This window comes from Klebsiella sp. LTGPAF-6F, assembly GCF_001753185.1.
In the GTDB taxonomy this organism is placed as follows: domain Bacteria; phylum Pseudomonadota; class Gammaproteobacteria; order Enterobacterales; family Enterobacteriaceae; genus Klebsiella; species Klebsiella michiganensis.
This window is the reverse complement of record NZ_CP017450.1, coordinates 1533709-1557782: the sequence shown is the minus strand read 5'-3', so window position 1 is coordinate 1557782 and position 24074 is coordinate 1533709. Positions and strand designations below refer to the sequence as shown.

The window sequence follows — 24074 nt, the reverse complement described above, 5'->3', positions numbered from 1 at the left end:
GTTTGTGGTCGATTGAGCCACTGAACAATTTGAAATTGGACACTCGAGGTTTACATATGAACAAAAACAGAGGGTTAACGCCTCTGGCGGTCGTTCTGATGCTCTCAGGCAGCTTAGCGCTAACAGGATGTGACGACAAACCGGCTCAGCAAGGAGCCCAACAAATGCCGGAAGTCGGTATTGTGACGCTCAAATCCGCTCCTCTACAAATTACTACCGAACTGCCAGGCCGTACCAGCGCCTATCGTGTTGCGGAAGTTCGTCCTCAGGTCAGTGGCATTATTCTTAAACGTAACTTCACCGAAGGGAGCGATATCCAGGCAGGGGTGTCTCTTTATCAAATCGATCCGGCGACCTATCAGGCCACTTATGAAAGCGCGAAAGGCGATTTAGCCAAAGCGCAGGCCGCGGCAAATATGGATCAGCTGACGGTTAAACGTTATCAGAAACTGTTAGGCACTAAGTACATCAGTCAACAGGATTACGATACTGCCGTCGCGACCGCGCAACAGAGCAACGCCGCCGTGGTTGCCGCCAAAGCAGCGGTTGAAACCGCGCGCATTAATCTGGCCTACACCAAAGTCACCTCGCCAATCTCAGGCCGCATTGGTAAATCCGCGGTCACGGAAGGTGCTCTGGTGCAAAACGGCCAAACCACCGCCCTGGCGACCGTGCAACAGCTGGATCCTATCTATGTTGACGTGACGCAATCGAGCAACGATTTCCTGCGTCTGAAACAAGAGCTGGCCAACGGCAAGCTGCAGCAGGAAAACGGTAAAGCGAAGGTTGAGCTGGTGACGAACGACGGTCTGAAATACCCGCAGAACGGTACGCTGGAGTTTTCTGACGTCACCGTTGATCAGACCACTGGTTCTATCACGCTGCGCGCCATTTTCCCGAACCCGGATCACACTCTGCTACCGGGGATGTTCGTCCGCGCGCGTCTGGAAGAAGGCGTCAACCCGGATGCGCTGCTGGTTCCTCAGCAGGGCGTAACCCGCACCCCGCGCGGCGATGCCAGCGCGATGGTCGTCGGCGAAGGTGATAAAGTCGAAGTTCGCCAGATTACCGCCACTCAGGCTATTGGTGATAAATGGCTGGTCACCGAAGGGCTGAAAACGGGCGATCGCGTCATCATCACCGGTCTGCAAAAAGTCAGACCTGGCGTGCAGGTTAAAGCGCAGGAAGTCGTTTCTGACGATAAACAGCAAGCCGCAGGCAACGCTCAGTCAGAACAACCCAAGTCTTAACTTAAACAGGAGCCGTTAAGACATGCCTAATTTCTTTATCGATCGCCCCATATTTGCGTGGGTGATCGCCATTATCATCATGCTGGCTGGGGGGTTATCGATCCTCAAGTTGCCGATAGCGCAATATCCGACGATTGCGCCGCCGGCAATTTCCATTACAGCCATGTACCCCGGTGCCGATGCTGAAACCGTGCAGAACACCGTGACCCAGGTTATCGAGCAGAACATGAACGGTATCGATCACCTGATGTACATGTCTTCAAATGGCGACTCCACCGGTACAGCAACCATCACCCTCACCTTTGAATCCGGTACCGATCCGGATATCGCCCAGGTACAGGTACAGAACAAGCTGGCGCTGGCAACGCCGCTGCTGCCGCAAGAAGTTCAGCAGCAGGGTATTAGCGTTGAAAAGGCATCCAGCAGCTTCCTGATGGTTGTCGGCGTTATCAATACCAACGGCACCATGAATCAGGATGATATTTCTGACTATGTTGCCGCCAACATGAAGGATTCGATTAGCCGTACCAGCGGCGTCGGTGACGTACAGCTGTTCGGTTCCCAGTACGCGATGCGTATCTGGATGGATCCGAACAAGCTTAATAACTTCCAGCTGACGCCGGTTGACGTGATCAGCGCCCTGAAAGCGCAGAACGCCCAGGTTGCAGCAGGACAGTTAGGCGGTACTCCACCGGTGAAAGGTCAGCAGCTGAACGCCTCCATCGTGGCGCAGACCCGTCTGACCAATACTGAAGAGTTCGGCAACATTCTGCTGAAGGTTAACCAGGATGGTTCCCAGGTGCGTCTGCGCGATGTCGCGAAGATTGAGCTGGGTGGCGAAAGCTACGACGTCGTTGCGAAGTTTAACGGTCAGCCCGCGTCCGGTCTGGGTATTAAGCTCGCGACCGGCGCGAACGCGCTGGATACCGCCAACGCCATTCGTGCCGAACTGAAGAAAATGGAACCTTTCTTCCCGTCAGGCCTGAAGATTGTTTACCCGTATGACACCACCCCCTTCGTGCAGATCTCCATTCACGAAGTGGTGAAAACGCTGGTTGAAGCCATCATTCTGGTGTTCCTGGTGATGTACCTGTTCCTGCAGAACTTCCGCGCAACGCTGATTCCGACTATCGCCGTGCCGGTTGTACTGCTGGGGACGTTCGCTATCCTCGCGCTGTTCGGCTTCTCGATAAACACCCTCACCATGTTTGGTATGGTGCTCGCCATAGGCCTGCTCGTGGATGACGCCATCGTGGTGGTAGAAAACGTCGAGCGTGTAATGGCCGAAGAAGGGCTACCGCCGAAGGAAGCCACGCGTAAATCAATGGGCCAGATTCAGGGCGCGCTGGTGGGTATCGCGATGGTGCTTTCCGCGGTATTTATCCCGATGGCCTTCTTCGGCGGTTCTACCGGTGCGATTTACCGTCAGTTCTCGATCACTATCGTTTCCGCGATGGCGCTGTCGGTACTGGTGGCACTGATTCTGACCCCGGCGCTCTGCGCCACGATGCTGAAACCCATCCAGAAAGGCAGTCATGGCGCCACCACCGGCTTCTTCGGTTGGTTTAACCGCATGTTCGATAAGAGCACGCATCACTACACCGATAGCGTAGGCAATATCCTGCGCAGTACCGGCCGTTATCTGGTGCTGTACCTGATCATCGTTGTCGGCATGGCCTGGCTGTTCGTTCGTCTGCCAAGTTCGTTCCTGCCGGACGAAGACCAGGGCGTCTTCCTGAGCATGGCGCAGCTGCCTGCTGGCGCAACTCAGGAGCGTACCCAGAAAGTTCTGGATGAGATGACCGACTACTATCTCACCAAAGAGAAAAACAACGTTGAATCGGTATTCGCCGTAAACGGCTTTGGTTTCGCGGGTCGTGGGCAAAACACCGGTATCGCGTTCGTTTCTCTGAAGGACTGGAGCCAGCGTCCGGGCGAAGAGAACAAAGTTGAGGCGATTACCGGTCGCGCAATGGGGTATTTCTCGCAGATTAAAGACGCAATGGTCTTCGCCTTTAACCTGCCGGCAATTGTTGAACTGGGTACCGCAACGGGCTTTGACTTCCAACTGATCGACCAGGCGGGACTGGGCCATGAAAAACTGACCCAGGCACGTAACCAGCTCTTTGGTATGGTCGCGCAGCATCCTGACGTCTTAACCGGCGTGCGTCCAAACGGACTGGAAGATACTCCGCAGTTCAAAGTGGATATCGATCAGGAAAAAGCGCAGGCTCTCGGCGTGTCTATCAGCGACATTAACACGACGCTTGGCGCAGCATGGGGTGGTAGCTACGTCAACGACTTCATTGACCGCGGTCGCGTGAAGAAAGTGTATATCATGTCTGAAGCGAAATACCGTATGCTGCCGGAAGATATCGGCAACTGGTACGTACGCGGCAGCGATGGACAGATGGTGCCCTTCTCCGCCTTCTCGACTTCACGCTGGGAATACGGCTCGCCGCGTCTGGAGCGTTACAACGGTTTGCCATCAATGGAAATCCTCGGCCAGGCGACACCGGGCAAGAGTACCGGTGAAGCGATGAACCTGATGGAAGAGCTGGCGGGTAAACTGCCTGCGGGTATTGGCTATGACTGGACCGGTATGTCTTATCAGGAACGGTTGTCAGGCAACCAGGCACCAGCGCTGTACGCTATCTCGCTGATTGTCGTCTTCCTGTGCCTGGCGGCGCTGTATGAAAGCTGGTCGATTCCGTTCTCGGTCATGCTGGTTGTTCCGCTGGGGGTTGTGGGTGTGCTGCTGGCGGCTACCTTCCGTGGATTAACCAACGACGTCTACTTCCAGGTTGGTCTGCTGACCACCATCGGCCTGTCGGCGAAGAACGCGATACTTATCGTTGAATTCGCCAAGGACCTGATGGATAAAGAGGGCAAAGGCCTGATCGAAGCCACGCTGGAAGCCGTTCGTATGCGTCTGCGTCCGATTCTGATGACCTCGCTGGCGTTCATCCTTGGGGTCATGCCGCTGGTTATCAGCTCCGGCGCAGGCTCCGGCGCGCAGAACGCCGTCGGTACTGGCGTAATGGGTGGGATGGTGACCGCGACGGTGCTGGCGATTTTCTTCGTGCCGGTGTTCTTCGTGGTGGTTCGCCGCCGCTTTAGTAAGAAAAATGAGGATATTGAGCACAGCCATCCGGTTGAGCATCATTAATCTCTCCTCTCAGGGCCGCATTTGCGGCCCTTTTCTTTTGTTCCTCGTTAAAACGCACGGATTGTTATTGTCTAATTTATAAGCTGAGATATAATATTTAATGATGAGTCGCGGTGCTTATCTCCATTTTTTTTCCACAATTTTCTTTCCTGCGCCCCTAACTCAGAATATTCTTAATCACTGATTTTGTGTATGGTTGTCTCTCTATAACGGCTAAACGCGTCGGCTAACCTGATGAAATATAAGGTCAGTATTCGTTTTTTCCGATCGGGGTAACGGCACGATATAATAAAGTCCGAGTCATTGAAGATAAAAGGACGCTGATAATTGTAATTTTTCGTAATAGCACGATGAAATCTTTTTAAGAGTGGATTATAGTTAAACAGCAAGATTACAATGTATGTGTCAGGTCTGTTAGTCGTGTTCATCCCACAACGGTGTCGATAATCGTCGTTTAAACCACTCAAAAGGGGATGCGTTATGGACGAATACTCGCCAAAAAGACATGATATTGCGCAGCTTAAATTTCTCTGCGAAACCCTGTATCATGACTGTCTTGCAAACCTGGAAGAGAGCAACCACGGCTGGGTTAATGATCCAACCTCGGCTGTCAATCTTCAACTTAATGAATTGATCGAGCACATTGCCGCGTTTGCACTTAATTATAAAATTAAGTACGCAGAGGATAATAAGCTGATTACCCAGATTGACGAATATCTGGATGACACTTTCGTCTTGTTCAGCAACTACGGCATTAACAGCGCAGATCTGCAGAAATGGCGTAAATCTGGCAATCGGTTATTCCGCTGCTTTGTCAACGCCAGTCGGGAAAACCCGGCCAGTCTTTCTTGTTAGTATTATTACAATCAAAAGGTGAATTTATGTCTGATAAAACATTAACCAAAATAGACTATTTGATGCGTTTACGACGCTGTCAGACAATTGATACGCTGGAGCGCGTAATTGAAAAAAATAAATATGAACTTTCCGATAATGAACTGGCGGTATTTTACTCTGCGGCCGATCATCGTCTTGCAGAGCTGACGATGAATAAACTGTATGACAAGATCCCCCCTTCAGTCTGGAAATTTATCCGCTAGTTTACTTCAAATGAAAGTCATACATCTCGTGCCGAAAACGCCCCTCTCTCGTGATGATAATAAGTGTGACAGTGCTCACAGATGTTGGCTTAACGCGAATATGAAACCGGTTTCTTTTTTATACTATGGCGGCCTAACGATAAGGAAATAAGGAAAGCCTCCATGAGTGAAGAGAAACAAAAAATGATTGCCGGCGAACTGTATCTGGCAGGTGACGCCACGTTGAAAGCCGATCGTCTGCGGGCCAGACAGCTGCTGCACCGCTACAATCATTCGGCGCCTGAAGAAAGTGAATTAAGAAACGCATTACTTTCTGAACTGCTTGGGCACGCGAGTGACGCGTACATCGAACCCACATTTCGCTGTGACTATGGCTACAATATCTTCCTCGGTAAAAATTTCTACGCTAACTTTGATTGCGTCATGCTTGACGTCTGTCCAATTCACATTGGCGATAACTGCATGCTGGCGCCGGGCGTGCATATTTATACCGCCACGCATCCCCTTGACCCTGTCGACCGCAATAGTGGTCAAGAGTACGGAAAACCCGTCATCATTGGCCATAATGTGTGGATTGGCGGCCGGGCAGTGATTAATCCAGGCGTCACTATCGGCGATAATGCCGTGGTGGCGTCGGGGGCCGTCGTAGTAAAAAATGTGCCGGCCAACGCCGTCGTCGGCGGAAACCCGGCACGGATAATTAAAATGCTGGAGAGCGAAAAACGGTAACTGTTATGCTTTTCTGCAACCAATCTGTTACTTTCCCCATGGATTTACGCAACATAAAATAGCCTTCAGGCTGAGCCCGGTTTGTCACGCCTGGATACGGGCTCATGGCAGAATTTGGGGGATAAGATGACAGAAATACAGCTGCTGCTGAAGAGCACCATTGATGAGCTTAATGTGAAAGAGAAGCGCGACAACCGTCCGCGCTTTAGCATTAGCTTTATTCGCAACCATCCATGGCTTTTTGTCGCCATGTACGCGGCTTTCCTGGCCACGCTTATTGTGATGCTACGTTCAGAAACGCTGGTAGATTCTGTCTGGCTGTTAATTGTGTTATTTGTTCTGCTAAACGGTTTCTTCTTCTTCGACGTCTACCCGCGCTATCGTTATGAAGATATTGACGTTCTTGATTTCCGCGTGTGCTACAACGGTGAGTGGTACAACACCCGATTTGTCCCTGAGCAGCTGCTTGAACGCATCCTGCAATCGCCACGCGTCGGCGGCGAACAAAAGGCTCAGCTACAAAAAATGATCGCCACCAAAGGCGAACTCTCCTTTTACGATGTATTTTCTCTTACCCGCGTCGGTCCAGCGCAATAAGACGGTTCAGCGTGCGTACCGCGGCCCTAAAATGCGAGGCGGACGTATTACCGTAGCCCAGAACAAAGCCGCTTCGCGCCGTTTTTACATCGAGGTAAAAACGGCTTAACGCCCCGGGTGCCAGCTGAAACCGCCGGGCCTGCTGCACAATCGCCAGGTCATCCACGTTGTCGATAGCAACGGTCAGGTGCAGGCCCCCCTCGCCGCCAAACAGTTCATAAGGATGCCTGAGCTCTTGATCCAGAATCTCCCGCAGCTGCTGCTGACGTTTGCGGTATAAACGGCGCATGGCGGCTAAATGACGTGCGTAGTGCCCCTCCTCAATGAACAACGCCAGCGCCCTCTGTTCGGCCCGATGGCCGCCGCGTAATAGCGAACCAATGGCGCCACGTGCGGCCTCCGCCAGCGCGGGAGGCATCACCATAAAGCCAATGCGCAGCGCCGGAAATAGCGTTTTGCTGAATGTCCCCAGATAAACCACCGGCGCCTGCCTGGCCATCCCCAGCATGGCCGGAATGGGCTCACCGCTGTAGCGAAACTCGCTGTCGTAATCATCTTCAATAATCCATGAATCATGCCGGCGGGCATACTCCAGTAGCGCCAGTCGCCTCCCGGCGCTCATCACTGCTCCGCAGGGGTATTGATGGGAAGGTGAAGTAAAGATCAATCGCGGCGCTTCACTATCATTATGACTATCAAAACGCATCCCTTCATGATCAACCGGCACGCCCTCAATATGAAGTCCGGATTTGAGAAAGATGCTTTTTGCTCCCGGATAGCCGGGTTCTTCTACCCATGCCGTATCGCCAGCGACGCTCAGCAAATGCGTGCATAAATCGACGCCTTCCAGCGCACCTTCCGTAATCACAATCTGGCTGGCTTCACAGCGGATCCCCCGCGAGAGCGCAAGGTGGCGGGCAATGGCTTTTCGCAGTACGAGCTCTCCCTGCGCATCGCCGTAGCCCAATAATGCGCTTCCCTCCTCACGCAGTACGCGATCCAGGAGCCGGCGCCAGATGGAAAGCGGAAAGTAGTTAACCGCAGGCATTCCCGGCGTAAAGAGCAGCGTGGGTGAATCACGATGGATTGCCGCCGGTAATCCCTGTAAGTATTCAGGGAGCACAATATGGCGCGCCTCAACGTCCCCCTCTCCCTGAGTTCCTAAAGGCGCGACGGACGTCCCCTGGCGGCTACGTAATAAATACCCCTCTATCGCCAGCTGCTCCAGCGCGCCGTTGACGGTGTTGCGCGACAGCCCCAGACGCAGGGCCATGGCGCGCGAGCCGGGTAAACGGCTATCACCTGCCAGCGCCCCCTGTAAAATCGCCTCGCGTAGTGTCTGATAGAGCGTACGCTGCAGGGTTCCACCTCCCCTGCCGCGCAGGGCCTGCTCCAGTAAAGCAAAAAAAGCATCATCCGGAATATTCATCATCGCTCCTCGTGGCACCCTAAAAACATACTCCTGTGGCTCTTTTTATGGAACCAACAAGCGCCTAATCTCGCAGCATTCACCTGCCAAAGGAAAACCTCATGAGCCATCTTAATCAATTCGATCAACCCGTTGGCGCAGCCCTGCCCGACTGGCAGCCCCGTCCGCATCCTGAAAGGTTGAATCTGCAAGGTCGCCTTTGCCGCCTTGAGCCATTGCGCTCCACGCATGCCGGTGCGCTGTTTGACGCCCATCGGCTGGCCCCGGACACCCGAAGCTGGACGTGGCTGCTGCGTGAGCCGGATAACAGCGTAGAGGAATACCGCGCGTGGATAGAGCACGTTTCCGGGCAGGCCGATCCCATCCACTTTGCCGTGATAGATCAACGGACAGACCAGCCCGTTGGCTCACTGGCGCTGATGAGAATCGATGCTAAAAATGGCGTTGTTGAAGTCGGCCACGTTCACTTCTCGCCTTTACTAAGCCGGACGGCGATGGCCACCGAGGCCCAATGGCTGCTGATGCATTATATTTTTGCAACGCTCGGCTATCGTCGCTACGAGTGGAAATGCAACAGTTTGAACGAGCCTTCACGCCGGGCGGCGCTGCGGCTGGGATTTCAGTATGAGGGGCGTTTTCGTCAGGCGCTGGTGATAAAGGGCCACAACCGCGATACCGACTGGTTTTCGATTATCGATTCCGAGTGGCCGCATATTGACAAGGCAATGCAGCAGTGGCTGGCCGCCGACAACTTTAGCGCCGACGGCCGGCAGTTACGAACGCTGGAGAGCTTCCGTTAACGTCTCTTCTTGCGCCCCTGGACGGCCTTAAAGCGAGGATTACTTTTGCAGATAACGTACAGCCGCCCTTTACGCTTGACGATCTGGCAATCCGGGTGGCGCTGTTTCGCGCTACGCAATGAGTTGAGCACCTGCATTATTTACTCCTTTTCGCATCAATAAAACCGCCGAAGCGCTGGCGGAAACGCGCGGTGCTGCCTTCATTGTTGAAGGCCTTCTGTTTGCCGGTGTAATACGGATGCGATTTGGAGGAGACATCGAGCGTTACGTAGGGATACGTCTCGCCTTCCAGCTCAATTTCGCGCTCGGTACGGATCGTTGATCCAACTTTGAAGTATTCGTTGGCGCTGGTATCGTGAAAAACCACCGTACGATAATGCGGATGAATATTGGGTTTCATAGCGACCTCAATCATTACGTTATAACATAACATCATGGTACGCCGGGTGAATACAAAGATCAACCCTGAGAATGGAAGGGGCTAAAGGGCGGCGCAGGCCGCCCGTTGCGGATTAAGGATTAAGCTGATGCGCCAGCGCTCTGAGCTGTTCGGCAATAGACTGCAGGTTTTTGCCCGGCTCCGTTTTCGGTCCGGTAGAGTGGCGCACGACCAGACGAGCCGGAAGGATAGAGGAAGTATGAGATGTCTCGTGATCGCCGCTATCGAGAAGGCGCCGGACGGCCTCTTTTCCTTGTAAATCAAGATCCAGCGAAACGGTGGTGAGCGCCGGGTAAAAGAACGAACTCTCATAGGTGTCATCATAACCAATAACCGATTTTTCCCCCGGAATCGGCACCTGGTGCTGGTGAAACGCGCTCAGTACGCCCAGCGCCATCTGATCGTTACCCACCAGAACGGCGGTAAAGTTTGGCGTCTCCCGCAGCATTTGCAGCGCGCCGGCATAGCCGCTCTGCGCATCCCAGTTACCGCGAATCACCGTGACCGGCTGCAGGCCATATCCCTCAAGGGTCTCAATCCAGCTTTTCAGACGCAGTTTGGCCGATACCGAGCTTTCCGGGCCAGCTAGCAGCGCGATCTCCCGATGCCCCATTTCATAGAGATATTTGACGCTGGCCCGGGTGCCGTCAGCCGGGTTAAACGAAACGTTAAACACGGAGCTGTAGGGGTCAACATCTAAAAACAGACAGACGATATCATCGTTATCATCGGCAATTTTTTGAGCCAGTTCAGTCTCCAGCGGCACGTTGATGATGACCTTATCTACCAGCTGAGACTTAAGTTCATTAATGGAATCTTGAATACTTTGGTTGACGCTCTCATCAATCATAGAGATGAGCACCTGATAGCCTTCCACATTCGCATAGCGTTTTACCGCAGCAGCCACCTGAGAAGGCGCGTGCAATGCGAGGGAGATGGTGACCAGGCCCACGGTGCGGCTTTGCTTTCCTACCAGCTGTTGTGCCAGGCGGTTTGGGACATAGCGCAGCGCCTCAATGGATTTCTCCACCTTGCTGCGTGTGGCTTTGGATACATTAGCAGATTTGTTGAGTACCCTGGACACGGTCTGATAGGAGACGCCCGCATGGCGAGCAACGTCTTCTAAGGTCGCGCTTTTAGACTTCATAGTCCGGTTCCTTATGTTGTTATCCCTGGATTGTAACAGGGGCAATGTGAAAAAACGCTCATCGCCGCGTCCCCCGAACCACAATCCTCACAAAAAGTATTACGCTCACAATACAACAAATTGTGAATAGACTCACTAGTCGTAACAAAAACCGCCAATTTATTTGCAGTTAATCACAATATAGCGATCATTCAATTGCCTGAATTCTGGTTTAGGCATTTTATGACATTGGTTATGTGAACGTAATACAAAACAATAAGAGGATAGACATGAACACTACGCTGCGCACACTCTCCGCTGCGTTGGCCGCTGCGCTGATTTCACCATCCGTGTTTGCTGCTTCCGCCACGCTTCCGGGTATCGATTTTCATGGCTATATGCGCGCCGGGGTTGGGGTCTCTGGCGACGGTAGTCAGGCCGAATGGCAAAAAAACAAAATTGGCCGTCTGGGTAATGAGTCCGATACCTACGGCGAGCTGGAGCTGGGATCAGAGGTCTATAAGAAGAATGACGTGAGCTTCTATCTTGATAGCATGGTCAGCATGGTCTCTGACGGTTCTAACGATAACGAAACCACGCTCGATGATGATGCCCAATTCGGCCTGCGCCAGCTCAACCTGCAAATCAAAGGGCTGGTCCCCGGCGATCCGAACGCGGTCATTTGGGGCGGTAAACGCTACTACCAGCGCCACGATCTCCACATCATTGATACCAAATACTGGAACATTTCCGGATCCGGTGCCGGGATCGAAAACTATACGCTCGGCCCGGGGGCCGTTTCATTTGCCTGGATCCGCGGCGATGCCAATGACGTCGACTACCGCGTCGATGGCGACAGCAACGTCAACATTAACTACCTCGACCTGCGCTACGCAGGCTGGAAGCCGTGGGCCGGTTCGTGGACCGAATTTGGTATCGACTACGCGATGCCGAATACCACTAAAAAGCAGGACTCCTACGGTGGTCTATACGATGCTGAAAACGGCGTCATGCTGACCGGTGAAATCAGCCAGGATATGCTGGGTGGTTACAACAAAACGGTGCTGCAGTACGCCAACAAAGGGCTGGCGCAGAACATGGTTTCCCAGGGCGGCGGCTGGTACGACATGTGGAACTACGTCAATGACGCCACCGGATACCGCGTGATTAATACCGGTTTAATTCCGATTACCGAAAAGTTCTCCATTAACCACGTTCTCACCTGGGGCTCCGCGGACAACATCACCGATTACACGGATAAAACGCGCATGCTGTCGCTGGTGGCTCGTGGGCAGTATCAGTTCACCGAATACGTGCGCCTGATTGGCGAAGTGGGCGGCTTTTACCAAAAAGATAGCTACAAGAACAATACTGATTATAAGCAGGCCGGTGAGAAATATACCATCGCGCTGGGCCTGGCCGATGGCCCTGACTTTATGTCTCGCCCGGAACTGCGCATTTTCGCTTCGTATCTGAATGACTCTGAAAACGGTAAACCGTTCGAAGATCAAACTGCCAATAATACGTGGAACTTTGGTGTACAGGTCGAGGCCTGGTGGTAGCCGTCATTTAACTGTTTTATCTCCAGCTGTAAGGTCGTTAATTACCCTCCGGTAATCATTATTGCCATTGAATGCTTTGTTTTCTTTTCGGGATAACTCATTATTGCGTTATCCCGTTTTATTTTATTTACGGCTGGCAAAGTGTTCGTCAAGTAATTGACGCAAAGCATCCGACTGTTTACCGAAAATAGCATGCACCTGCTGCCCAAGGATAATAACGCCAAGCGCTCCCTGCTGCTGTAGTGCCTGAGAGTCAACAATCGACAGATTATTCACCGTGACGCGTAAGCGGGTGATACAGGCGTCAACGTTGACAATATTCGCCTCGCCGCCAAAAGCCTGAATTAAACGTTCAATCTGTTGTTGTTCCGTCGGGCTTAACGTTACCGCCGGACGAGACTGGGAGAAGTAATTCAGAAAGGATTTTAAACTCACCATAATAGACTCCTGATAAGCAGATAAAAAAACGCCTGCTCTTGCGAGCAGGCGTGGATTGAGAAAAATTACGCGTGACGACTGAGGATGCGGCAATCCCACGCTTTTAAGGTTAACGGCGCGTTCAGTGCCGTGCCGGTGAGGCTGTCCTGATAGCCCTGCGGTAAGGTCACCTGCTGCTGCTGCGCGCTGTAGTTTTGCAGGAATACGTAGGTGGTTTCACCGTCCGTCCGTGCGGTCGCCACCACGCCCGGCGGGAAATCGGCCGCCACCGCACGTGGCAGCGACAGCTCTTTACTTATGGCGGTGAAGAAGTCCCGCTGGAAAGCCAGATCGTTGCGCGAAGCGACGTGCCAGGCCTTACCTTTACCCACGTGATTGACGGTAACCGCCGGTCTTCCCGCGTAAAAATCATCGCGGTAGGTCGCCAGCGGCTGCGCCGTTTCGGCATGAATCAGTTCACACAGATGGCGTACCTGATACGGTCCCTGCAGGCCCCCTTCATTGCCCGCCAGCCCCTGTACCAGGTTGCGTTCGCCGTCGTTCAGGCAGTCAATCTCTTCCGCCCAAATGCCCAGCAGTTTACGCAGCGGGCCCGGGAAACCGCCGAGATGGCAGAGGTCGGACTCGTTCACTATGCCTGTCCAGTATGTTGTAACTAAATGGCCACCGTTAGCCACAAACGCTTCGGCGCGTTCGGCAAATCCCTCACGAACCATATACAGCATTGGCGCAATGACCAGTTGATAAGGACTCAGGTCAACGTCAGCATCGATAACATCAACCGCAATCCCCTGCTCCCAGAACGGACGATAATGTTCGTTGACGGTATTTTCATACTCCATGCCGAGATTTCGCGGCCCCTGTGCATCATCCAGCGCCCAGCGGTTTTGCTGGTCGAAGATAATCGCCACTTTCGCATCCGTCCGGCAGCCCACGACGCCCGGCAGCTGGCTTAGCATCTCGCCGAGCGCCGTCACTTCACGACCCACGCGCGTATCCAGATGACCGACATGATCGATAATCGCGCCATGAAACTTCTCAACCGAACCGCGGCTCTTACGCCACTGGAAGTACTGCACCGAATCCGCGCCGTGCGCCACCGCCTGCAGAGAAGAGAGAATATGCATTCCCGGTTTCTTTAGCTTACTGGTCGGCTGCCAGTTGGTGGCGCTCGGGGTGGATTCCATTAATACAAACGGTTTGCCGCCCTTCAGGCTGCGCATCATGTCATGATACATGGCGGTGTAGCAGGCCAGCGTGGTTTCATCTTTATCACGGTGCCACATGGGGTAGCTGTCCCATGAGATAAAGTCCAGCACCTTCGCCAGCTGCCAGTAGTCGTAATCGTAGAAATACTCCATAAAGTTGGTTGTTACCGGCAGCGCAGCATTCGCCGCTTTCAGCGGCGCAATTTCGTGGCGGCAGAAGTCCGTCACCTGAGCGGTATTGAAGCGATGCCAGTCCAGGTTCAGACCATGAATGGAGACTTCCCCCTGCGGGGCCGGAGATTCGATCTGCGACCAGTCGCTGTAGGTGTGGCTCCAGAAGGTGCTCCACCAGGCGTGATTGAGGTTATCCAGCGTTTCATAGCGCGCTTTCAGCCAGTCGCGGAAACGCTCCTGGCACAGGCTACAGTGGCACTCTCCGCCGTATTCATTGGAGATATGCCAGCCCAGCACCGCCGGATGCTGCGAGTAGCGCTCCGCCAGCAGGGAATTTATTTTCAGGGTTTTATCACGGTAGACCGGCGACGACATACAGTGGTTATGACGTCCACCGTGCAGCGCAGGCACCCGATCGCGACCGACGCGCAGGACCTGAGGATATTTCTGCGACATCCAGGCCGGGCGCGCGCCGCTTGGGGTCGCGAGAAAGACATGAATGCCGGCGGCATAGAGTTTATCCAGGATACTGTCCAACCAGCCAAACTCAAATACGCCTTCCTGAGGTTCAAGTTTCGCCCAGCTAAATATCCCTACCGACATGACATTACATTTTGCCTGCTGCATCATGGCAATATCTTTATCGATAATATCGGGATAGTTCTCCCACTGCTCCGGGTTATAGTCGGCGCCATGCAATAGCGCATTGACCTTCGGACTCAAAGGCGCAAATTTTTTCATAATAAACATCCTGAAGTGTAAAGCTGAATAATTAATTGAATACCTTCATCGACGGCAATGCTTTTCCCTGGCAATCAAACAGCGCCTGATTTTCCCGGGCATTCCCCTCTTTCCATTCATCATGGATATATTTCATTCCGGCAGGCGTCGCCCAGGTATTTCCCGGTACGGCAATCCACGTCGGCTCCCAATAAAAAATACCTTTACCGCGGTGGTCCGGTACGTCCGCAACGGCCTGCATTAAGTCGTGAATATAATTATATTGCCCCTGTACGGTGGCAGGATAACCGCCATCCTTTTCCTCTTTCGCCTGGAAACTATTTTCGGCGTTGTCGCAGTTTTCCAGGGTATAGGCGTAAGCGGCTTCCACCACTATCACGTCTTTGTTATAGCGCTTGCTGATATCGTCCATATTGGCTTTCAGCGCGCTAATCGGACCATTCCAGTAGGTGTACATCGACAGACCAATGATGTCGTAAGGCACGTTGCGCTTGCTGATTTCATCAAACCACCAGCGGAAGGTGTCGTTTTTCGTGCCTTCGGCCAGATGAAGCATAATTTTAATCTGCTCGCCGCCGGTGAGGTTTTCCTTCAGGCCGTCAATGGCGGCGTTAAGCAGCCCCGCCAGGCGATCGAACTCGCCGCCGCCCTGCCCCCAGCTTTTGCCCTCCGGCCACAGCATACCGCCGTTGATCTCGTTGCCGATCTGGACCATATCCGGCAGCACCCCCTCCTGCTTAAAGCGGGCAATCGTGTCGCGGGTGTAGTCGTGGATCGTGGTTTTCAGCTGCGGATAATCCATTTTCTCCCAGGCCTTCGGCTTGAACTGCTTGCCCGGATCGGTCCAGAAATCGCTGTAGTGAAAATCAAGCAGCAGCTTCATACCCTGCGCTTTTGCGCGCTTCGCCAGCGCCAGCGTCGCCGCCAGATCGTTATCGCCGCCGCCGTAACGCTGACCCTGGGCGTCTTTTGGATCCACCCACAGGCGCAGGCGAACATAGTTCACGCCGTCGGCCTTCAGAATCGCGATCGGATCCTGCGGCTGATTGTTGTGGTTAAAGAACTTCGCGCCGTGCTTTTCCGCATCCAGCAGCGTAGAGATATCCGCGCCTTTAATAAAATCAGCGGGCATATTGCTAAACGCCTTCGTTTGCAGCGCATCTGCCGCCAGCGTACCGGCGGAAAAACAGCATGCCAGAGAAACAGCAAGCCACGCGGGTGTTAATCTTTTCATGGGGTTATCCTTTTGTACTGCCTGAGGTGAGGCCGGAAACAAAGTATTTTTGTAGCGCCAGATAGAGAATTGCCACCGGGACGGCAATCAGCACCGCGCCCGCCGCGTAGGTGGTGTAGCTGGCGCCCATTTTCTGCGCCACCAGGTTATACAGGCCAATCGGCAGCGTGTATTTATCCGGGGTACGCAAAATGGTGCTGGAGAGGATGAAATCCCCCAGCGGGCCGGTAAATGAAAACAGCGCCACCACCGCCAGAATCGGCTTCGACAGCGGCATAATGATTTCGATAAAGATGCGGAAGCTGCTGGCACCATCCATCCGCGCGGATTCATCCAGATCTTTGGGGATCGCGTCCAGATACCCCTTCATGAGCCAGGTATTCATCGGGATCATGCCGCCAACGTAGATCAGCACCAGCGCCAGATGGCTATTGATCAACCCCAGCAGCTGAGAGAGAACAAAGATCGCAATCAGCGCCGAGAACTGCGGGATCATCTGCAGCAGCAGAAACAGCATCAGCCCGTTCTGCCGCCCTTTGAAACGAAAACGGGAGAACGCATAGGCCGTGAAGCTCACGCTGATTAAGGTCAACGCCATGGTCATGAAGCTGATTTTCATCGAGTTCCAGTACCAGGTGAGATAATTCACATTGCCGTTAAACAGATCCGCGTAATGCTGGAACGACAGGTTTTCAGGAATAATCGACGTACTCAGCAGACTGTTCCCGGCGTTCAGAGACGCCCCTACCGTCCAGACCAGCGGATATATAATGATCGTCGATACGAAGAGGACCACCAGCCAGGTGAGAGACAGGCGAATCCACTTTTCGCGTTTAATACTCGGTGATTTAGCCATGTTGCTTCCCTTACGCCATGTCGTCGTTTTTGAAGGATTTCGTGGCGCGGAACTGCCACAACGCCAGGCCGACGACAAAAATCGACAGCAGAATCGTGATGGTGGCCGCGATGGCGTATTGCGAAGACGACATCGTTAATTTGTAGATCCACGACACCAGAATATCCGTACCGCCGGCATTCGACCCGGCTACCGCCGGTCCGCCGTTATTGAACAGGTAGATGATATTGAAGTTGTTAAAATTGAAGGTGTACTGAGTGATGATGATCGGCGCAATGGAGTAGAGCACCAGCGGCAGAGTAATGGTCCGCAGGCGGGTAAACGCGCTGGCGCCGTCCATGGTGGCCGCTTCATACAGATCGTCCGGGATCGCCTGCAGGACGCCGGTGGTCATGGCGAAAACAAACGGAAAGCCCAGCCAGGTTTGCATCATGATCAGCGCCGTTTTAGTCCAGAACGGGTCGGTCAGCCAGGCCTTCGGCGTGATGCCAAAGAAGGACAAAATGGCGTTGTTAATCACCCCGAATGAATCATTGAACATGCCGGCAAAAACCAGAATCGTCACGAAGCCCGGCACCGCCCACGGCAGAATGAAAATTGTGCGGATCATCGGCTTAAAGCGCAGATCTTTCTGGTTGACCAGAATCGCCAGCAGCACGCCGACGGTACATTGCAGGGTCGTCGCCAGCAGCGTCCACACCACCGTCCACTGCAGTACGTCAAAGAAGGTCGAGCGCCAGATGGATAATGTGAAGATATTGATGAAGTTTTTGAATCCCACCCAATCCACCAGCTTCGCCGGCGGCGTGTGATAAAGGTTGTAGTTAGTAAAGGCGATAGCAAAACCAAACAGGATCGGGAAGATGACCACAAACACCAGCAGTATGAAGCCGGGCGTGATCATCAGATACGGGAAACCCTCGCTGAGCAGCATCTGATACTGCTTGCGTACGCTATTCAGCGCCATGCCTTCATCGCGCTTTTTGCCGTTAACCCAGGCATCGCGCAGCGAGAGGAAATAGACCAACAAACCGAATGCGATAATCAGTACGCTGATTATCCCTTCCGCCAGCAGGAAAATAGAGTTATCCCGCGGGACTTCCTCGCCTAAGGTATATAACCCCCACAGGCCTTCGCTGAGAAAGTCATAGAAAATGCTCATAAAACTGCTCAGCAGCACCAGGAAGACAATCCCCTTCAGCCACTGGCGGTGATAAAACTGCCCAAAACCCGGCACGATAGCCAGCAACAGGCCGCACCACGCATGGCGTCCTGCGCCGCGCGCTTCGGCAATATTTTCGCTGGGATTGATAATCACACACGACTCCTTCTGAAAACGGGAGGACGGCCCTCCCGTTCTGTTACATCACCGAATTATTGATTGCTGGCCTGCATGGCTTCGATCTGCATCTTGATCTGCTTTTCAGCGTTATCGAGCGCCGCCTTCGGCTCCTGTTTACCGGTCAGGCTAAGCTCGAGCGCGGCGTTCGCCGGGCCCCATACCTCTCCCATTTCCGGGATCCCGGGCATCGCCGTCGCCCGCGCTGACTGCACCGCCACCGCGCTGGCCTTTTCGTCATTCTTAATCAGCGGATCGTCAATCATGGCCTTCAGCGGCGGGATTTCCCCGGTGGCGACATAGCGCGCTTTCACGTACTGCGGCTGGTTGATGAACTCGATAAACTGCTGCGCCAGCGCTTTATCTTTACTCCACGTCGAGACGACATAGCCCTTCACGCCGAGGAAGGAGCTCATCGGTTTGCCATCCGGCAGCGTCGGCAAAGGTGCGACGCCATAATGAATGCCTGCCGCTTCATACGGCTGGAAGGCCCACGGGCCGTTAATCACCGCAGCCGCTTTCTTCTCGGTGAACAGCGAGTCGATGGCGTTCAGCCCGTTATCGCCGAGGATCCCCGCCGGGAATACCTTGTCGGTGTAGAATTTTTTCAGGAAAGTCACCGCTTCCACCGCGCCTGGCTTATTCAGGCCGACATCCTGCGGGTTGAAGCCGCCTTTGTCGTTTTTGCCAAAGATATAGCCGCCCATTGGGCCAATAGCGCCCCAGCTGTAATAGATCTGGTCAAACTTCGCCAGCAGGCCGTACTTACCCTCTTCGCGCTGCTTCTTCGAATAGTCGAACCAGTCCTGCAGGCTATCCAGCGGCTTATCGATCAGGTCTTTGTTGTAAATCAGCACCAGGGTTTCCACCGCTTTCGGTACGCCGTAAAGCACGTTATCCATATGGAACGCGTTGATTGATGCCGGCGTAAAGGCCTCCTGCTTCGCCGGGTCCAGCGTCAGGGGAGACAGCAGTCCCTGGACGACCGCACCGCCTAGCTGGTCATTAGGGATCACCAGCACGTCCGGGCCAATGCCCGCCGGGCCATCAAGGCGCAGCTTTTCAAGCTGCTGGGCGTACGGCATTTCCTGCACGTTCACCTTAACGTTGAACTGCTTTTCAAAATCGCTTACCGCGGCCTTAATGCCGTCGGATTTTTTGATGTCTTCCCAGACGTTGAGCTGTCCGGCCGCGTGCGCCTGCAGGCTAACCAGCTGCCCGGCAGCCAGAGTAGTAAGGATCAGTGCAGCAAGAGTGTTCTTTTTCATTATCAACCTCATGTGAAGGTATAACAATTTAATGGTTTTTATTGGGCGATGTGACTTCCGAGAATCTTTCAGTTAACTGATAAACGGTGATTCATAAACAAATATGCCGTTATTCCTGATTTGTTATACGGTACGCTTTGAATGCTGACAAAACTACTGAAAGCTGCCAGTTGTGTGATCGTGATTGCAGAAATGAAACATCGATATAGGGCGCTAAAACTCTGGAAGTTATAGTCACTGCATGATTTTAGTGTCGTTGAGCATCGCCAGGCTGAATTGTTACACGTTATACAAATAATGCGTCACAGCCCAAATCCCAACGGCAAAAACGGCTACTAACCCGGGGAATGTTGATGTCCAATATACGACTGAGGAATGTCACCAAACGGTTCGGCAGTACAGTGACGCTGCATCAGGTAAATCTTGATATTGAAGATGGCGAGTTTGCGGTTTTCGTCGGTCCGTCAGGCTGCGGCAAATCGACGCTACTGCGAATGATTGCCGGTCTCGAAGAGGTGAGCGAAGGTGAAGTGCTTATTGGCGATGAGGTGATGAATGATGTCGTTCCTGCCCATCGCGGCGTCGCCATGGTATTCCAGTCCTATGCGCTCTACCCGCATATGACGGTAGCGGAAAATATGGGCTATGGCCTGAAGGTGAATAAAGTGCCAAAAGATGAAATTCGCCGCCAGGTTGAAATGGTGGCGAAAACGCTGCAGCTCTCTCATCTGCTGGATCGCAAACCTAAGCAGCTTTCCGGCGGCCAGCGCCAGCGCGTGGCGATCGGTCGCGCCATCGTGCGTAATCCACGGGTGTTTATGTTTGATGAACCCCTCTCCAACCTGGATGCCGAGCTGCGCGTTGAGATGCGCCTGCATATTGCTAAACTGCATCATGAACTCAAAACCACCATGGTTTATGTCACCCACGATCAGGTTGAAGCGATGACGCTGGCCGATAAAATCGTGGTGATGAACTACGGCAAAGTTGAGCAGATGGGTTCGCCGATGTCGCTGTATTACAACCCGGTCAATAAGTTCGTTGCGGGATTTATCGGTTCGCCGAAAATGAACTTCCTGCCCGCGACGGTCACCGCATGGCAGCCGGGCCAGCTTAGCGTGAAGATGGCGCAAGATCATAATCTGACGCTTAATATCACCACATCGCCGCTGCAGCCCGGCGCTGCCGTTACCCTCGGTATTCGCCCTGAACATCTCTCAACTGATGTGAATATCGGTACCGTAGTTGAGTTTCAATGTGAAGTCGTGGAGAGACTGGGTAACAACACCTATCTGTTCGGCCAGTGCTACGGCCACGATAATGTCAAAATTCTGCTGCCCGGCGACGTTCATTTCCGTCCATGGCAGAAGATAAGGGTCGCGTTTGACGATCGCTACTGCATGGTCTTTGACGAAAACGACCAGCGGATTAGCGCTGACATCGCTGCCCCGGACGCCCATTAAGCGCAACATATGACTGTCATGATTGCGCTTTAGAATATGAATCTGTGCTGACAACGCTTATTGCCAGCATACCAGCCCTCGTTTTTCTCCGCGACGCTCCAGGCCTTGGGCGTCGCGGTTCATCCACTGTTAGCCCGAATTCGTTGCTATCTTGCGGTTCGGGCCTTTTTCTACCCCGTGCTGAATCCTCTTTTATCTTTCGCGTATACTCATCGAACCCCTCAATAAAATAAGGAAATACTCATGACGACCCGGCATCAGGTGAGTCTGGTTACAGGGGTATTGATACTCGCCATTATCCTGCCGGTCGCGCTGAGCATCTGGCTGGCAATGCAGCAGGCCAAAGAGCAATTTTATAGCGAACTGGACAACTTTTCCGTCCGCGTACTGGCCCGCGTTCAGCAGGTTGCCGATCAGGCAAGAGAGGCGCTGAAGGAAGCTGATGCGCATGCGGCTACCACCTGCAGTCCGCAGCATTTGCTCACGATGCGACGGATCGCCTATACCCATCGCTACGTTCAGGAAGTGCTGTGGTTACATGAGGGTATTCCGCAGTGCTCTTCCCTCGAAGAGCATCAGGTTTCGGTTACCTTTCCTGCTCCCGACCATATCACGGCCGATGGCTACCGTACCTGGCTTACCTCAGTTAACGACCTGGGTCTGAAACATAAAATGACGGCCATGGGCAGCGAGCATCACGTGGTGATGATCGATCCCGTGTCGTTTATCGATGTCATTCCATTAGGCCATGAAAAGATTCACACGCTCTTATTCGGCACGCAGCGCGATCAAATCATCATTAGCAGTAAACCACTCAACGCTGCCGTCTGGGAGAAAATTAAGCATCAGTATGCCAGGACCCTAACCCTCGATAGCACCGTTTATCGTCTTCATCGTCTCCCGGAGCTGGGGCTGGCCATTGCCACCTGGTCCTCGACGGTGCCGCTGCAGAAAAAGCTACATCAGCAGCTGATGCTGTGGCTGCCGATTGGTCTGTTCACCAGCCTTCTGGCCTCATTTCTGCTGCTTCGCCTGCTGCGGAGGCTGCGCTCACCGCGTAATGGGATGCTGGACGCGCTGAATTCTCATGCCATTCAGGTTTATTACCAGCCCATTATTTCGCTGCAGAGTGGAAAGATCGTCGGCGCAGAGGCGCTTGCTCGCTGGAGGCAGCCCGATGGCAGTTTCTTATCACCGGATATTTTTATTCCGCTTGCCGAACAAACCGGGCTGATTACCCGCTTAACCGAAGATATTGTACGGAAAATATTTACCGATCTCGGTACCTGGCTGCGGCAGCGCCCGGAGATACACATCTCGATAAACCTGTCGGTTGATGATTTGCGTTCGCCAAAGCTGCCGATGCTGTTACAAGAGCAGCTTCAGCGCTGGGGCATCAGCGCTCAGCAGATCATTCTGGAAATCACCGAGCGCGGTTTTGTCGACCCGCAAACCACTCTGCCAGTCATCGCCGGCTACCGTCAGGCCGGACACCGTATCTCCATCGATGACTTCGGCACCGGCTATTCCAGCCTGAGCTATTTACAAAAGCTGGACGTTGATACCCTAAAAATCGATAAAGCATTTGTCGATACGCTGGAGTGTGAATCGCTGACGCCGCACATCATTGAAATGGCGAAAGCGCTCAATCTGGCGACCGTCGCAGAAGGCGTCGAAACCGAAAGCCAACGCGACTGGCTGCGCATGCATGGCGTGCTGTATGCACAGGGCTGGCTTTATAGTAAGGCGCTGCCAAAAGAGAAATTTATTCTGTGGGCCGAGAATAACCTTAAGGCGTATTCATCGCCGTCCGGAACACATGATGACTGAGCCTATTTCAGATAGGATTTTATCACCTGCATCACCACATCAAGGTCAGCCTCACGCTGACCTTCTTCCGGCTCCTTCACGACATGATCCGTTAAATGCCCCTGGATAACCTGCATCATCATGCCGTTTACCGCACCGCGAATGGCAGCCAGCTGCTGTAGAACCTCTGCGCATTCATGCTCGCGGTTAAGCATTTTTTCCAGCGCGGCGCTTTGCCCCTGAATTTTCTTCAATCGGGTCAATAACATCTTCTTGTGACGAACGGTATGTGACATTTCGCGATCCACTATTTGATTAATCGATCGTTTCCACTAACGACCCTTGTATGCAATCAGAACAGCATAACATGCCCTACTCCCCCGGAGTATTTTTCTACTGGGGGGTAGTATTTATGTACTGGGGGGGAGTAGCATACAAGCACTTTTTAGTTAGGGATCACGTTATGAACGATTTCGCTTCACTCTTGCAGCAGGGCAACGCCTGGCTATTTATTCCCAGCGCGATTCTGCTGGGCGCGCTGCACGGCCTTGAGCCCGGGCACTCAAAAACCATGATGGCGGCATTTATCGTGGCGGTGCGGGGAACATTAAAGCAGGCGGTGCTGCTGGGGCTGGCGGCGACGGTATCGCATACGGCGGTGGTCTGGCTGGTGGCCATGGCAGGCCTGTGGTTCGGCCGCGGCTGGAATGCACAAACGTCGGAACCCTGGTTTCAGCTGATCTCAGGGGGCCTTATCGTACTGATTGCCTGCTGGATGCTGGCGCGTACCTGGCGCGAATCGCGTTCACATATCCATGGACACGAACATGACCATGACCATGACCATAAACATGAACATGAACATGAACATGAACATGAACATGAACATGAACATCATCACGATCGCCACCTTGCGCATCAACATCATCCTCACGCTCACCAACCTTCGCGGGTTGCCGCCGATGACTGGCAGGACGCCCACCAGCGCGCGCATGCGCAAGCGATCAATCGCCGCTTTAACGGCCAGCGGGTCACCACCGGGCAGATCGTCTTGTTCGGACTGACCGGGGGACTCATTCCCTGCCCGGCATCCATTACCGTACTGCTCATTTGCCTGCAGTTGAAAAAGTTCTCGCTGGGGGCAACCCTGGTACTGGGGTTTAGCGTTGGGCTGGCGATCACCCTGGTGGCTTCCGGGGCAATTGCCGCCCTCAGCCTGAAGCACGTGGCAAACCGCTGGCCCGGGCTGAACGATCTCTCGCGCAAAGCGCCGTGGATTTCCGGCACCCTGATTATGGTGGTGGGTTTTTATATGCTGCTGCATGGCTGGAGTCATCTGTAGC

23 protein-coding genes are annotated in these 24074 nt (G+C 53.4%); 11 read left to right on the top strand and 12 right to left on the bottom strand.

Annotation, left to right across the window (positions count from 1 at the left end; translation table 11 throughout):
* Positions 1 to 56 precede the first annotated feature (56 nt).
* The 5 genes from acrA to maa all read left to right on the top strand — a co-directional run bounded on the left by acrA (position 57) and on the right by maa (position 6248).
* Positions 57 to 1250 (top strand): multidrug efflux RND transporter periplasmic adaptor subunit AcrA, encoded by a 1194-nt coding sequence (gene acrA / locus BJF97_RS07290; RefSeq protein ID WP_004136054.1) that lies wholly within the window; start codon positions 57 to 59, stop codon positions 1248 to 1250.
* A gap of 22 nt (positions 1251 to 1272) precedes the next feature.
* Positions 1273 to 4419, top strand: a complete 3147-nt coding sequence (gene acrB / locus BJF97_RS07285) for a multidrug efflux RND transporter permease subunit AcrB (RefSeq protein ID WP_070082856.1) — start codon at positions 1273 to 1275, stop codon at positions 4417 to 4419.
* Positions 4420 to 4899: 480 nt separating this feature from the next.
* A complete protein-coding gene (tomB, locus tag BJF97_RS07280) occupies positions 4900 to 5274 on the top strand; it encodes an Hha toxicity modulator TomB (RefSeq protein WP_004129911.1) in 375 nt (124 codons plus the stop codon).
* A gap of 26 nt (positions 5275 to 5300) precedes the next feature.
* A complete protein-coding gene (locus BJF97_RS07275) occupies positions 5301 to 5519 on the top strand; it encodes an HHA domain-containing protein (protein ID WP_004099646.1) in 219 nt (72 codons plus the stop codon).
* A 162-nt stretch (positions 5520 to 5681) separates the two neighbouring features.
* A complete protein-coding gene (gene maa / locus BJF97_RS07270) occupies positions 5682 to 6248 on the top strand; it encodes a maltose O-acetyltransferase (RefSeq protein ID WP_032694159.1) in 567 nt (188 codons plus the stop codon).
* Here maa and BJF97_RS35030 read toward each other — a convergent pair.
* On the bottom strand, positions 6220 to 6354 hold the full coding sequence (locus BJF97_RS35030; RefSeq protein ID WP_223226764.1) for a hypothetical protein: 135 nt from the start codon (positions 6352 to 6354) through the stop codon (positions 6220 to 6222). The genes maa and BJF97_RS35030 overlap by 29 nt on opposite strands.
* Before the next feature lie 20 nt (positions 6355 to 6374).
* Here BJF97_RS35030 and BJF97_RS07265 point away from each other — a divergent pair, with 20 nt between their 5' ends.
* Positions 6375 to 6845: a YlaC family protein gene (locus BJF97_RS07265; protein ID WP_014228205.1), complete on the top strand. Its 471-nt coding sequence runs from the start codon at positions 6375 to 6377 to the stop codon at positions 6843 to 6845.
* On the opposite strand, the gene pdxR is transcribed toward BJF97_RS07265, so the two are convergent.
* On the bottom strand, positions 6820 to 8274 hold the full coding sequence (gene pdxR / locus BJF97_RS07260; protein ID WP_032694158.1) for a MocR-like pyridoxine biosynthesis transcription factor PdxR: 1455 nt from the start codon (positions 8272 to 8274) through the stop codon (positions 6820 to 6822). The genes BJF97_RS07265 and pdxR overlap by 26 nt on opposite strands.
* 101 nt (positions 8275 to 8375) lie before the next feature.
* Between pdxR and BJF97_RS07255 the strand changes: the two genes are divergently transcribed.
* Positions 8376 to 9074, top strand: coding sequence for a GNAT family N-acetyltransferase (locus BJF97_RS07255; protein WP_014228203.1), 699 nt, complete (start codon positions 8376 to 8378; stop codon positions 9072 to 9074).
* Here BJF97_RS07255 and ykgO read toward each other — a convergent pair.
* The 3 genes from ykgO to BJF97_RS07240 all read right to left on the bottom strand — a co-directional run bounded on the left by ykgO (position 9071) and on the right by BJF97_RS07240 (position 10660).
* Positions 9071 to 9211 carry a type B 50S ribosomal protein L36 gene (gene ykgO, locus BJF97_RS07250; protein ID WP_003859006.1) on the bottom strand — a complete coding sequence of 47 codons (141 nt, stop codon included), beginning with the start codon at positions 9209 to 9211 and terminating at the stop codon, positions 9071 to 9073. The two genes, BJF97_RS07255 and ykgO, sit on opposite strands and share 4 nt — an antisense overlap.
* Positions 9211 to 9474, bottom strand: coding sequence for a type B 50S ribosomal protein L31 (locus tag BJF97_RS07245; protein WP_004848323.1), 264 nt, complete (start codon positions 9472 to 9474; stop codon positions 9211 to 9213). Before BJF97_RS07245 ends, ykgO begins: the two co-directional genes overlap by 1 nt.
* 112 nt (positions 9475 to 9586) lie before the next feature.
* Positions 9587 to 10660: a LacI family DNA-binding transcriptional regulator gene (locus BJF97_RS07240; protein WP_014837605.1), complete on the bottom strand. Its 1074-nt coding sequence runs from the start codon at positions 10658 to 10660 to the stop codon at positions 9587 to 9589.
* 269 nt (positions 10661 to 10929) lie between these two features.
* On the opposite strand from BJF97_RS07240, the gene BJF97_RS07235 reads away from it, so the two are divergent.
* Positions 10930 to 12201, top strand: a complete 1272-nt coding sequence (locus tag BJF97_RS07235; protein WP_014228201.1) for a maltoporin — start codon at positions 10930 to 10932, stop codon at positions 12199 to 12201.
* Between the two features lie 123 nt (positions 12202 to 12324).
* Here the strand turns inward: BJF97_RS07235 and BJF97_RS07230 are convergent, their stop codons facing one another.
* From BJF97_RS07230 to BJF97_RS07205, 6 genes are all read right to left on the bottom strand, one after another.
* A complete protein-coding gene (locus BJF97_RS07230; RefSeq protein WP_014837604.1) occupies positions 12325 to 12639 on the bottom strand; it encodes a glucose PTS transporter subunit EIIB in 315 nt (104 codons plus the stop codon).
* Positions 12640 to 12704: 65 nt separating this feature from the next.
* On the bottom strand, positions 12705 to 14762 hold the full coding sequence (locus BJF97_RS07225; RefSeq protein ID WP_032694157.1) for a beta-galactosidase: 2058 nt from the start codon (positions 14760 to 14762) through the stop codon (positions 12705 to 12707).
* Positions 14763 to 14793: 31 nt separating this feature from the next.
* Complete coding sequence (locus BJF97_RS07220; RefSeq protein ID WP_032694156.1) at positions 14794 to 15996, bottom strand: glycoside hydrolase family 53 protein; 1203 nt, start codon at positions 15994 to 15996, stop codon at positions 14794 to 14796.
* A 4-nt stretch (positions 15997 to 16000) separates the two neighbouring features.
* Positions 16001 to 16852, bottom strand: a complete 852-nt coding sequence (locus BJF97_RS07215; RefSeq protein WP_004848313.1) for a sugar ABC transporter permease — start codon at positions 16850 to 16852, stop codon at positions 16001 to 16003.
* A 10-nt stretch (positions 16853 to 16862) separates the two neighbouring features.
* The gene (locus BJF97_RS07210) at positions 16863 to 18170 is read right to left on the bottom strand and encodes a carbohydrate ABC transporter permease (protein WP_004848312.1); all 1308 of its coding nucleotides are present in this window, start codon (positions 18168 to 18170) and stop codon (positions 16863 to 16865) included.
* 56 nt (positions 18171 to 18226) lie between these two features.
* A complete protein-coding gene (locus BJF97_RS07205) occupies positions 18227 to 19459 on the bottom strand; it encodes a maltodextrin ABC transporter substrate-binding protein (RefSeq protein WP_014837600.1) in 1233 nt (410 codons plus the stop codon).
* Between the two features lie 353 nt (positions 19460 to 19812).
* Here BJF97_RS07205 and BJF97_RS07200 point away from each other — a divergent pair, with 353 nt between their 5' ends.
* Together BJF97_RS07200 and BJF97_RS07195 are read left to right on the top strand one after the other, a co-directional pair.
* Complete coding sequence (locus tag BJF97_RS07200) at positions 19813 to 20922, top strand: ABC transporter ATP-binding protein (protein ID WP_004848307.1); 1110 nt, start codon at positions 19813 to 19815, stop codon at positions 20920 to 20922.
* Between the two features lie 243 nt (positions 20923 to 21165).
* Positions 21166 to 22752: an EAL domain-containing protein gene (locus BJF97_RS07195; protein WP_014228196.1), complete on the top strand. Its 1587-nt coding sequence runs from the start codon at positions 21166 to 21168 to the stop codon at positions 22750 to 22752.
* Between the two features lie 2 nt (positions 22753 to 22754).
* Here the strand turns inward: BJF97_RS07195 and BJF97_RS07190 are convergent, their stop codons facing one another.
* A complete protein-coding gene (locus tag BJF97_RS07190; RefSeq protein WP_004129869.1) occupies positions 22755 to 23027 on the bottom strand; it encodes a metal-sensing transcriptional repressor in 273 nt (90 codons plus the stop codon).
* Positions 23028 to 23194: 167 nt separating this feature from the next.
* Between BJF97_RS07190 and BJF97_RS07185 the strand changes: the two genes are divergently transcribed.
* Positions 23195 to 24073 carry a nickel/cobalt efflux protein RcnA gene (locus BJF97_RS07185; protein ID WP_032694155.1) on the top strand — a complete coding sequence of 293 codons (879 nt, stop codon included), beginning with the start codon at positions 23195 to 23197 and terminating at the stop codon, positions 24071 to 24073.
* Position 24074: the final 1 nt, after the last annotated feature.